At 70.9% G+C, this 10811-nt stretch carries 9 protein-coding genes and 2 pseudogenes; 6 read left to right on the top strand and 5 right to left on the bottom strand.

Annotation, left to right across the window (positions count from 1 at the left end; translation table 11 throughout):
- Nucleotides 1–395: 395 nt before the first annotated feature.
- A pseudogene (locus AB0G10_RS31865) lies at nucleotides 396–566 on the top strand (IS5/IS1182 family transposase); the annotation flags it as partial.
- A gap of 665 nt (nucleotides 567–1231) precedes the next feature.
- Here the strand turns inward: AB0G10_RS31865 and AB0G10_RS31870 are convergent.
- Nucleotides 1232–2239 carry an alcohol dehydrogenase catalytic domain-containing protein gene (locus AB0G10_RS31870; RefSeq protein WP_360930964.1) on the bottom strand — a complete coding sequence of 336 codons (1008 nt, stop codon included), beginning with the start codon at nucleotides 2237–2239 and terminating at the stop codon, nucleotides 1232–1234.
- Nucleotides 2240–2317: 78 nt separating this feature from the next.
- On the opposite strand from AB0G10_RS31870, the gene AB0G10_RS31875 reads away from it, so the two are divergent.
- The 4 genes from AB0G10_RS31875 (at nucleotide 2318) to AB0G10_RS31890 (ending at nucleotide 5698) form a co-directional block, all read left to right on the top strand.
- Entirely contained in the window at nucleotides 2318–3445 is a 1128-nt protein-coding gene (locus AB0G10_RS31875) for a hypothetical protein (protein WP_360930035.1), read from the top strand.
- A 5-nt stretch (nucleotides 3446–3450) separates the two neighbouring features.
- Nucleotides 3451–4224 carry an SDR family oxidoreductase gene (locus tag AB0G10_RS31880; protein ID WP_360930967.1) on the top strand — a complete coding sequence of 258 codons (774 nt, stop codon included), beginning with the start codon at nucleotides 3451–3453 and terminating at the stop codon, nucleotides 4222–4224.
- Nucleotides 4221–5351, top strand: a complete 1131-nt coding sequence (locus AB0G10_RS31885; RefSeq protein WP_360930038.1) for a sulfotransferase — start codon at nucleotides 4221–4223, stop codon at nucleotides 5349–5351. The genes AB0G10_RS31880 and AB0G10_RS31885 overlap by 4 nt, the downstream gene beginning before the upstream one ends.
- A gap of 62 nt (nucleotides 5352–5413) precedes the next feature.
- A complete protein-coding gene (locus AB0G10_RS31890; RefSeq protein ID WP_360930041.1) occupies nucleotides 5414–5698 on the top strand; it encodes an antibiotic biosynthesis monooxygenase family protein in 285 nt (94 codons plus the stop codon).
- 6 nt (nucleotides 5699–5704) lie between these two features.
- Here AB0G10_RS31890 and AB0G10_RS31895 read toward each other — a convergent pair whose 3' ends face one another.
- From AB0G10_RS31895 to AB0G10_RS31905, 3 genes and pseudogenes are all read right to left on the bottom strand, one after another.
- The gene (locus AB0G10_RS31895; protein WP_360930044.1) at nucleotides 5705–6565 is read right to left on the bottom strand and encodes a TIGR03619 family F420-dependent LLM class oxidoreductase; all 861 of its coding nucleotides are present in this window, start codon (nucleotides 6563–6565) and stop codon (nucleotides 5705–5707) included.
- Nucleotides 6566–6582: 17 nt separating this feature from the next.
- Nucleotides 6583–6981, bottom strand: a pseudogene (locus AB0G10_RS31900) (acyl-CoA dehydrogenase family protein); the annotation flags it as partial.
- 188 nt (nucleotides 6982–7169) lie between these two features.
- On the bottom strand, nucleotides 7170–8285 hold the full coding sequence (locus AB0G10_RS31905) for an acyl-CoA dehydrogenase family protein (RefSeq protein WP_360930047.1): 1116 nt from the start codon (nucleotides 8283–8285) through the stop codon (nucleotides 7170–7172).
- A 70-nt stretch (nucleotides 8286–8355) separates the two neighbouring features.
- Here AB0G10_RS31905 and AB0G10_RS31910 point away from each other — a divergent pair, with 70 nt between their 5' ends.
- Nucleotides 8356–9477: an acetyl-CoA C-acetyltransferase gene (locus tag AB0G10_RS31910; protein ID WP_360930049.1), complete on the top strand. Its 1122-nt coding sequence runs from the start codon at nucleotides 8356–8358 to the stop codon at nucleotides 9475–9477.
- Here the strand turns inward: AB0G10_RS31910 and AB0G10_RS31915 are convergent.
- Complete coding sequence (locus AB0G10_RS31915; RefSeq protein ID WP_360930052.1) at nucleotides 9461–10519, bottom strand: nitronate monooxygenase; 1059 nt, start codon at nucleotides 10517–10519, stop codon at nucleotides 9461–9463. The genes AB0G10_RS31910 and AB0G10_RS31915 overlap by 17 nt on opposite strands.
- Nucleotides 10520–10811 lie beyond the last annotated feature (292 nt).

The following is a 10811-nucleotide window of genomic DNA, read 5'->3' on the forward strand; positions in this document are numbered from 1 at the left end:
TCGACGATGGCGACGTCGTGATGTTCCTCGGCCCAGTCAATTCCGCAGTAAACAGTCATAGGCATCAACCCCTCACAGGTGACATCTCTAATTCGGTGGGCCTGCCACGATCACGACGCGACCTAATGAAAGGACTCTCGGTCCACCATCCCACCAGCGTTCTAGCGACCGTGTACGCCCGCGTGGCCCTCCACCGTTGTCGAAGGATTCGATGATCCAGGCCTGTTCGGAGGTGGCCCACGCGAGCGGCTTAGCCAAGTGACTACCACTGCGCAAGGGCCGGCCCCGGCCGGACCCGCCGCATCGGATCGGTCTTGTCGAAGCGCTCACGGCGCGGGCTACCACCCGAGATCTCTGAACGAGCCGGGCAAGACCAGCCCTTGCATGCTCATTAGGCGTACTCGTCCCGCGCGATCCGCTCCTGGCTGCGCCGACGCGGAATCCGCGCAACGATCCCGCAGCCCAGCGATCAGCAGGCCCACCGCCGGCGGCGCGGCAGCCACGGCGGTCGACCGCCCGCCTTCGACCCGCAGCACTACCGGCAACGCAACGTCGCGGAACGCTGCATCAACCGGCTCAAACCCAGGCTCATTGGCGGCGCGGGGAAGGCCGTCTCGTTGTAGCTGGTGTGCCCGTACCGCGACTCCGCCGGCCAGGCTGAGTCACCACGGCGCAACCGTTCACCCCAGGCAGGCCAGCCCTCGGTCAGCGACCGTTTCCGCAAGTCGCGTTGCGGCTCGCCACCAGCAATGGAAATCGCGCCACCAAGGCGGACGTCGCGCCTTGTGAGGTCGGCCAGGTGGCCCTGGCCGCGGAGGACGTCGGAGGCTGCGGAGGATAGTAGGTGGGCCACGTCGGTGAAGAAGGTGCGGTAGGGGCGACGGTTGTGTCTCCCCCTACCAGGTCGATAGGGGCTTGCGATCACCTGGCGCACCTCGGCCGTCCGCGCCGCCGCCTCGAAGGTGATCAACCCGCCGTGGCCCCAGCCGGACAAGCGGACCGGCCCGCGCCGGGACGACATGCCCGGCGAAGAGGTCGAGGGTCTCGACGCTGTAGCCGGGGCCGACCTGGCCCGGCTGCGCGACAACGCCGAGGAACGGGTAGCCCGTCACTGGGGGAACGTCCGCGGCGGTTCAGGATCGGGATCGGCGCCGGGAGGTCGATGGACGCCGCCACAGTGCTTGCAGGCGGGCGCCGGACCGGGAGGCCTCCAGCTGTTCGCGCGGCCGTGCTAGTCCGGCATGGTGATCACGGCCCGGCCGTCGAGGGTGCCGGCGGCGAGCCGTTCGTACGCCGTCCCGATCTCGTCGAACCCGAACTCCTGCACCTGGTTGCGGATCGAGCCGGCCTGGGCCAGCGCGATCACCTCCCGGGCGTCGGCGATCGAGGAGCCCTGGAAGGTGAAGACCTCGCCGTCGCGGGGGAGGGTTCCGAACCACGGCCGGGAGAGGGTGCCGCCGGCCGACCCGATCAGGCCGAACGCCCCGCCCGGGCGGACGGCGGCGATGCCGGCCGCGATCGTGTCGCCGGTGCCGACGAAGTCGAGGACGGCGTGGGCGCGGAGCCGGGGAACCTCGGCGGCGACGTCGTGGGCGCCGACGGAGGTGGCGTGCGAGCGGCGACCGGGCAGAGGGTCGACGGCGATCACCGACGCGGCGGTCAGGGCGCGCAGGAACTGGACGGCGAACGCTCCGAGGCCGCCCGCGCCGATCACCACGACGGTGCCGCCGGGCCCGACGCGGGGCAGGATCCGGCGCACCGCGTGGTAGGCGGTGGCGCCCGCGTCGGTGAGCGGGCCGGCGAGCCGCGGATCGAGATCGCCGAGCGGCAGGAGGTCACGCTTCGTGCCGGCCAGCACGTAGGGTGCGAGGCCGCCGTCCCGTCCGTACCCTCGCCCGCTCAGCCCGGCCATGCAGTTGCTGTCCTGTCCCCGCAGGCAGAAGTCGCAGTTCCCGCAGGATGCGGGGCAGACGAGCGCGACCGCCTCGCCCGGCGTGACCCCCTCGACGCCGTCGCCGAGCGCCGCCACGCGGCCGGCGATCTCGTGACCGAGGGTGAACGGCATCCGCCAGCCCATCTTCTCGCCGGCGGGCTGCGGGATGGAGGGCATCGTCAGGTCGGAGCGGCACAGCCCGCAGCCGGCCACCCTGATCAGAATCTGCCCCGGGCCGGGTGACGGCACCGGAGCCGCGGTCATCTCCGGGGGTGAGCCCCAGCCGGTCATCCGATAGGCGCGCATCGACTCCACTGGAACACGTTATCGCACATCGAGCTGCTGAGATTGCCAAAAGTTAGAACAAGTTCTAGTGTTCTTGGTGTGTTGACGAAGCCGTTCGCGGACGCGATCCGGACCGCCGAGCAGATCATCACCAGCGCGCCGCACGTGAGCGGCGAGCTCGATCTCGCCGAGGGCTACGACTACCTGGCCGGGAGCATTCGCGGCGCGCTCCAGATGGCCTGGGCCTACGAGAAGGACCACCCCTATTTCGTACGATCGACCGGCCCCTATACCAAAATGGGCCTCGACAATCCCGACACCCTGTATTTCCACGCCTGGCTGCGCGACGACGCCGAATACGTCGTGACCGGCGTCCGCGGTTCCACGGTGGACCTCAGCTTCCAGATCCTCGACGGCGACTATTCGCCCGTCGACGTGCCGGGGAGCCTCGCCGCTTTCGACGACCGCGAGCTGGAGATCGGGCCGGACGGCGCTTTCACGCTGCGGATCGGACCGGCGCCGAAAGGGGCCATGCTCGTGGTCCGTGAGGTGTTCAGCGACTGGGCCGCCGAGCGTCCCGGAATGCTGCGCATCGAGCGGGCCGGCCTCGCCGGATCGGCGCCGCCGCCGGCCAGTATCGACAGGGCCACGAAACGGTACGGGGTGGCCGGCAAAATACTGATCAGCCGGCTCCGCACGTTCCTCGCCTTCGCCGAACGGTTCTATCTCGGGCTGCCGGTCAACACCCTCACTCCACCCCGTTCGACGCCCGGCGGATTGTCGACGCAGTTCTCCTCGGCCGGCCATTACGACCTGGCCGAGGATCAGGCCATGGTGGTGACCGTCCCGGCCTCCGACGCGCCCTATCAGGGCATTCAGCTCGGCAGCATGTGGTACGTCTCGCTCGACTACGTCAACCACCAGACCAGCCTCACCCGGGACCAGGCGGTGGCCGATCCGGACGGGATGCTGCGATTCGTCATCAGCGAGCGGAATCCGGGCGTCGCGAACTGGCTGGAACGCACCGGCCACCGCCGCGGCTATGTGCAGTTGCGCTGGCAGCGGCTGTCCCGGGAATTGACCGTCGAGGACGGTCCGCGGGTCGACGTCGTCGCCGTCGACGATCTGCCGAAACAGCTGCCCTACTACACGCCGATCAGCGACGAGGAATGGCGGCAGCGGATCGCGGCCCGGCAGGCGGCCACCGCCGCGCGGATGCTGGGGTGAGTTCCTTGCTCACCGGCAAGGTCGTGCTGGTCGCCGGGGTCGGTCCGGGGCTGGGGCAGGAGATCGCCGTACGGGCGGCCCGCAACGGCGCCGACGTCGTGCTCGCCGCCCGGACCGGGTCGTTCCTCGCCGAGGTGGCCGGCAAGGTGACCGCCGCGGGCCGCCGGGCGCTCGTCGTCCCGGCCGACCTCGGCGACGACACGGCCACCGAAGGGCTGGTCACCGCGGCCCTGGACGAGTACGGCAGGGTCGACGTGCTGGTGCACAACGCGTTCGCGATGCCGCCGATGCGCAGCGTCAACGAGGTCGGCCTGCCCGATCTGGCGGAGAGCTTCGACGCCAACGTCGTCGCGGCGCTGCGGGTGGTCCGGTCGCTGACCCCGGCCCTCACCGCCTCCCGCGGCTCGATCGTCATCGTGAACTCGGCGGTGCTGCGGCATTCCCGGAAACCGTTCGGGCCCTACAAGATGGTGAAGGCCGCCCTGCTCGCCGCCACCCAGAACCTGGCGAGCGAATTGGGCCCGTCCGGGGTGCGCGTCAACGCGGTGGCACCCGGCTGGATCTGGGCGGACGTGCTGCGGTCCTGGTTCGCATACCTGGCCGCGCAGCGGGGCGTCCCGGCACAGCAGATCTACGACGAAACGGCGGCGGCGACCGATCTGCGGCGCCTGCCGGAGCCGGTCGAGGTGGCCGACGCGATCCTTTTCCTGGCGTCCGATCTGGCCCGCGGGATCACCGGTCAGTGCCTCGACGTGAACTGCGGGGAGTTCCACCATTGAGCGTCACCGGCCGCACCGACGTCGGCACCGTCGAGGATCTGCACGCCTCGGCGACGCGGATGACCGGACTCGACGATTTCGGCGATCCCGGTTATGTGGACGGTCTCGCCACGCTGCTGTCGGCGTACGGAAATGAAGCGGCCCTGACCCCCGCCGGGAGCAAGCAGACCCGCATGCTTCTGCGCAATGTTCTCGTCTCGCGGCTGCTGAGCGAGGCGGCGTGGCGGCAGTACCCGGCGAAAGGGCCGATCGAGAGGCCGATCTTCGTGACCGGGTTGCCGCGGACCGGAACGACGGCGCTGCACCGGCTGCTCGCCGCGGATCCCGCTCATCAGGGTCTCGAATTGTGGCTCACCGAGGTTCCGCAGCCGCGCCCGCCGCGGCCGGCGTGGGACGAGCATCCGGTCTTCGTGATGCTGCGCGACGCCTATCGGGAGAATGCGACATTCGACGGGGTGCACCATCTCGGGCCCGAGCAGGTCGAGGAATGCTGGCGGCTGCTCTGCCAGTCGATGAGATCGGTGTCGTTCGAGTGCACCGCATTCATCCCCTCCTATTCACGATGGCTCGCCGGGCAGGACTGGACCGGCGCCTATCGCCGGCACCGCCGCAATCTGGAACTGATCGGCCTGAACGACCCCGGCCGCCGCTGGGTGCTGAAGAATCCGAGCCACCTGTTCGCCCTCGACGCGCTGCTCGCGGTCTACCCGGACGCCGTGATCATCCAGACCCACCGCGACCCGCGCGCCGTGATCGGCTCGGTGTGCAGCCTCAACGCGGCCGCCTCGGCGGGCTGGTCCACGATCTATTCCGGTCAGACGCTCGGGCGAGCGCAGCTGGAGCTCTGGTCGCGGGGGCTGCGCCGCTTCCGATCCGCCCGCGAACGCCACGACCCGGCGCACTTCATCGACGTCCGTTACGAGGACTTCGTCGCCGACCCGCTCGGGACGATCGCCGCGATCTACCGGCGCCTCGGCCTCGACCTGCGCGACGACGCCCGCGCCGCGATGTCGGCCGTGCACGCGGAGAGCATGCGGGGGACGCGCCGGCCCGCGCACGCCTACTCGCTGGAGGAGTACGGGCTGAGCCCGGCCCAGGTCGACGAGGCGTTCGGCGTCGCGGGGTGACGGGCGGCGGGTGAGATCGGTTGAATGGAGGGCCGGGACCGCCGACCTTCGTGGAGGACGCCTTGATCATCATCGCCGGGGAACTGCATGTCGCGCCCGCCGACCGGGACCGCTATCTGGCCGCCGTGGCGGGTGTCGCTGAGCAGGCGCGGGCGGCCGGCGGCTGCCTCGACTTCGTGCAGGCCGCCGATCCGCTGGTGGAGGGGCGGATCAACGTCTATGAGCGCTGGGAGTCGGACGCGGAGCTGGAGGCGTTCCGGAACGCAGGTGGGCCGGAGATCGACACGCCCGCGATCCTCGGTGGCGATGTCCGTAAATATCGGATTTCGGCGGTCGAGGCGCCCTGAACGGCCTCAGAGCTTGCTGATCACCTCGTCGGCGAAGCGGCGCAGCGCGTCCTGTTTCGCCTGAAGGGGCGCGTCGAATCGCGGCGCCCACGGCACCACGATCGCGTCGGTCACGCCGATCTCGGCCTGCTGGCGGTAGCCGTCGAGGCCGAAGCGGTCGACGCAGACCGCCTGGATCTCGAAGGGCAGGCCGGCGCGGCCGGCCGAGGAGCGCAGCACGGCGAGGCGGGCGATCGTGGAGCGCAGGTCGGCGAAGCGCATCATCGCCGACGACCAGCCGTCGCCGATCCGGGCGGCCCGGCGCAGCGCCGGCTCGGAGTGCCCGCCCACATAGATCGGCACGGGCGCGGCCGGCGCCGGGCTCATCTGCAGCTTCTCGAACGAGAAGTGCCTGCCGTGGTAGGAGACCATGCCGCCGCCGAGGATCAGTTTGAGCACGTCGATCGCCTCGTCGGCGCGGGCGCCGCGGTCGCGGAACGGCGTGCCGCACCAGTGCGACTCCTCCGGCGACCAGCCGAGGCCGACGCCCAGGCCGAACCGGTCGCCGGTCAGGTTCGCCACTGAGTTGATCTGCCGGGCCAGCAGGACCGGGTTGCGCGGGTCGAGCTTCAGCACCTGCGTGTAGAACCGGATCGTGCTGGTCACCGCGCCCATCGCGGCCGCCGCCACGAACGGGTCGGCCCAGGGCGTGTCGGCGTCCCAGAACCGGCGGCCGTCCGGCGTGTAGGGGTACGACCCCTCGGTGTGCTCGGAGAAGAAGATCGAGTCGGGCAGCGCGATCGACGCGAACCCGCACTCCTCGGCCGTCCTGGCCAGGGCGAGCAGCTGGTCGAGCGGGCTGAGCGCGATGCCGAGACTGAATTTCATGCCAGAGCCTCCGAATCTCATGCCAGAGCCTCCGAGAGGGAGAGCAGGTGCCGGGTCGCGTCGCCGAAGTGGCGGGACGCCGCGAGGTAGTAGCGGTGCAGCGGATACTCCAGGTCGAGTCCGGTCCCGCCGTGCACGTGGACGGCGGTGTGCAGCACGCGATGGCCGGCCTCCGCCGCCCAGAATCCGGCGGTCGCCACCTCGGCGCTCGCCGGCGGGTCGTTCGCGAGGCGCCAGGCGGCCTGCCAGAGCGCCACGCGAAGAGCTTCAACATCGATGTACGCGTCGGCCAGGCGCTGGGACACCGCCTGGAACGACCCGATCGGCCTGCCGAACTGCACCCGCTCGGCAGCGTAGGAAACGGTCATCTCCAGGGCGCGCTCCACCACCCCGAGCTGGTAGGCGGCCGCGCCGACAACGTCGTCGGGGATCGGCACGTCCGCGGCGTGACGACCGAGTTCGATCAGCACGGCGCAGCGCTCCTCCCACCCGTACCCGGCCTCTTCGGCCTCTTTCAGGACGTCCCGGCCGGAACTCGCGAGATCACGCGCGAGCGCCGCGGCCTCGCGCGCCGGATCGGACAGCGTGAAGTCCATGTCGCCCCCTATCGCCGGACCGGCAGACCGAGCGCGCCGGCTGCGATGATGTCGCGCTGCACCTCGTTCGCCCCGCCGCCGAAAGTCAAGATCAAGGACGCGCGGGAAAGCCGCGCCACGCGTTGGGTCACTGCCTTTCCGGGTACGGGACCAGCGCCGTGGAGAACCTCGGTCAGCAGTCGATAGACCTCGATGGCGAGCTCGGTCCCGTAGACCTTGCCGGCCGACGCGCTGACCGGATTCACATCCCCTGATGCCACCCGCCAATTGAAGAGCTTGAGTGCCTCCACCTTCGCGTGGATGCGGGCGAGGTGGAGCCGTACCCATTCCTTCTCGGTCGCGCCGCTCTCCCGCGCCCAGGCGAGGACGTCGGCGAGGGACCGTTGCAGCGGCGCGGCCGGGGTGAGCGCGACCCGCTCGTTGTTGAGCTGGTCGGTGATCAGCTGCCAGCCCCGGTTCTCCTCGCCGACGAGCGCGTCGAGTGGCACCCGCACGTCGTCGTAGTAGGTGGCGCTCGTGGTCGGCCCGGCCACGGTCCGCACCGGTGTCCAGGAGAAACCCGGCGCATCGGTGGGGACCACGAGGATCGACAGGCCCCGGTGCCGGGGCGCGTCCGGGTCGGTGCGGCAGGCCAGCCAGACGTAGTCGGCGTAGCGGATGAGGCTGGTCCACATCTTCCGGCCGTTGATCACGTACGAGTCGCCGTCGCGTACCGCCCGGGTGCGCAGTGAGGCCAGGTCGGTGCCGGCCTCGGGTTCGGAGTAGCCGATCGAGAAGTGCGCCTCGCCCGCGGCGATCCGGGGGAGCAGCCTCGCCCGCTGCGCGGCGGTGCCGTGTGCCGCGATCGTCGGCGCGACCGTGTAGAGCGTCAGGAACGGCACCGGCACGCCCGCGAGGGCCGCCTCGTCCGTGAAGATCAGCTGGTCCATCCGGGAGCGGCCGTCCATGGTGAGCCAGCCGTCGGCGCCGAGCTGCCGGACCACCTCGCGGTAGGCGGTGCCGTCGCCGTACTCGCCGTCCGGGTCCTCGAGCGCGGCTCGCCGGGTCGGCGTCATCAGCTCGGCGAAGTAGGACCGCAGGGAGAGGCGGAGCTTCTCCTGCTCGGCCGTGTATCCGACGTGCACGACTCACCCCGCAAGCGGTAGATTAGAACACGTTCTACTAGTAGACCGGGGTGGCGGGGAGGCGTCAACAGTGGACGCATATCTGGTGGGTGCGGTCCGGAGTCCGGTCGGCCGGCGGGACGGGGTGCTGTCCGCGGTGCACCCGGCCGACCTGGCCGGCGAGATCATCACGGCGCTTCTGGCGCGGACCGGCGCCGATCCGGCCGCGGTCGACGACGTGATCCTCGGCTGCGTCGACACGCTCGGCCCGCAGTCCGGTGACATCGCCCGGACCGCGTGGCTCGCGGCCGGCCTGCCGGAGCACGTGCCCGGCGTGACGGTCGACCGGCAGTGCGGCTCCGGGCAGCAGGCCGTGCACTTCGCGGCGCAGGCCGTGGCGAGCGGTTCCGCCGATCTCGTGGTGGCGGGCGGCGTGCAGAGCATGAGCCAGGTGCCGATCGGCAGCGCGATGGGCCTGACCGGTCCCTATCAGGGTTCGCGAGGATGGGCCGAGCGCTACGGCGACCGGCCGGTGAGCCAGTTCCGCAGCGCCGACGAGATCGCCGTGCGGTGGGGCCTGACCCGCGACGAACTCGAGGAGTACGCGCTGGAGAGCCATCGGCGGGCCGTCGCCGCGATCGACGGCGGGCTTGTCACATCCGAAATATCCGGCATGACAACGGACGAATGCCCTCGCCGCGACACCAGCCGCGAGCGGATGGCGGCCCTCAGGCCGCTCCGCGAGGGCGGCGTCACGACCGCCGCGACATCCAGCCAGATCGCCGACGGCGCGGCCGCGCTGCTGGTCGCGAACGAGCGGGCGGTGCGGCGGCACGGGTTGACGCCGAGGGCCAGGATCCGGCACATCTCGGCGCGCGGGGACGATCCGGTGCTCATGCTGACAGCGCCGATCGCGGCCACGGCGTACGCGCTGGAGCGCGCAGGTCTCCAGATATCGGATATTTCGCGATTTGAGATCAACGAGGCCTTCGCGAGCGTCGCCCTCGCCTGGCTGCGGGAGACCAAGGCCGACCCGGCGACCGTCAACGTCAACGGCGGTGCGATCGCTTTCGGACATCCCCTCGGTGCGACGGGCGCCCGTCTGCTCGTCGGCATGGTGCACGAGCTGGAGCGCTGCGATGGACGGTTCGGCCTGGTCACGATGTGCGAGGGCGGCGGTCAGGCGAACGTCACCATCATCGAGCGTCTCTGAGCCGTCCGAGGGCCCCGAGCCGCTCGTCCGCCTCCTTCATGATCCGGCCGATCAGCTCCGCGCACGACGGTAGATCGTCGATCAGCCCGGTGACCTGGCCCGCGGACATCACCCCGTACTCGGGACGCCCCTCAACCATCGCGGTGCGCAACAGAATCGGCGTGCTTGCGGCCCGCATGGTCTGAGCCCAGCTCATGGCGCGCCCTCGCCGCGCACGGCGCCCCGTCCTGATCAGTTCCGGCCAGCTCAGCCCGGCGAGGCGGCGAAACGCGACCGCGTGCCGGGTCGCGCGCAGCAGCGCGCCGACGCTTCCCGATTTCTCCAGACCCCTGATGTACGGGGTGAGCAGCACCCGATGGGGGACGCCGTCGACGTGCGTCGTGACGGTCGTGCCGGTCACGGCGGCGTCGAGGTAGAGCTGTTTCACGCGCATGCCGACCGGGCTGTCGGTGGTGAGCAGGAACCGGGTGCCCATCGCGATGCCGGCCGCGCCGTAGGCGAGCGCCGCGACCAGTCCCCGCCCGTCGAAGAAGCCGCCGGCCGCCACCACCGGGATGTCGACGGCGTCCACCACCTGCGGCAACAGCAGCGTGGTCGGCACCGGGCCGGTGTGCCCGCCGCCCTCGCCGCCCTGCACGAGCACGGCGTCGGCGCCCCACCCGGCCACCTTCTCGGCGTGCCGCCGCGCGCCGACCGAGGGCATGGTCAGTACGCCGTGGTCGTGGCACTTTCTGATCAGGTCACGGTCGGGGGCGAGGGCGAACGAGGCGAGCCGGACCCGCTCCCGGATCAGCAGGTCGACGCGTTCACCCGCGTCCGGGGCGTCCGCCCGTACATTGACCCCGAAGGGCGCATCGGTGCGCGAGCGGATCGCCCTGATGGTGTCCCGCAGCTGCTCCACGGTCATCGTCGCGGCAGCGACGATGCCGAACCCGCCCGCCTCGCCGACCGCGCTGACCAGACCGGCGCCCGCGACGTAGCCCATCCCGGTCTGCACGATCGGATGCCGGCACCCGAGCAGTTCGGTGAGAGCGGTCCTCATTTCCCGACAACCCGTCGAGAGCCCCGCCGTTTCCCGCTCTCCGCAATAGTGAACGCCCGCCCCCCGATTCCGGTGCCAACCAGTCCAAGATCCGCGCTGAGCGCCGCCCGGCCGACTGCGGTGCAGCATCCCGCCTCCCCTCTCCCCGCGATCTTGAACGCCCAACCACCGAACCCGGTGGCAAATCGTCCAAGATCCGAGCGGAGCGCGGCCCGGCTCGGTGCGGCCCGGCTCGGCGCGGCCCGGCGGGGCGCCTCTCCCGTTTCCGCGATCTTGAACGCCCAACTACCGG

Source organism: Actinoplanes sp. NPDC023714 (assembly GCF_040639855.1).
Classification (GTDB): Bacteria; Actinomycetota; Actinomycetes; order Mycobacteriales; family Micromonosporaceae; genus Actinoplanes.

What these genes read in the sequence shown, in the direction of transcription:
- AB0G10_RS31870 (WP_360930964.1), bottom strand. Translation starts at nt 2,239, where the DNA reads ATGCGCGCCTATCGGATGACCGGCTGGGGCTCACCCCCGGAGATGACC.
- AB0G10_RS31895 (WP_360930044.1), bottom strand. Translation starts at nt 6,565, where the DNA reads ATGAAATTCAGTCTCGGCATCGCGCTCAGCCCGCTCGACCAGCTGCTC.
- AB0G10_RS31915 (WP_360930052.1), bottom strand. Translation starts at nt 10,519, where the DNA reads ATGAGGACCGCTCTCACCGAACTGCTCGGGTGCCGGCATCCGATCGTG.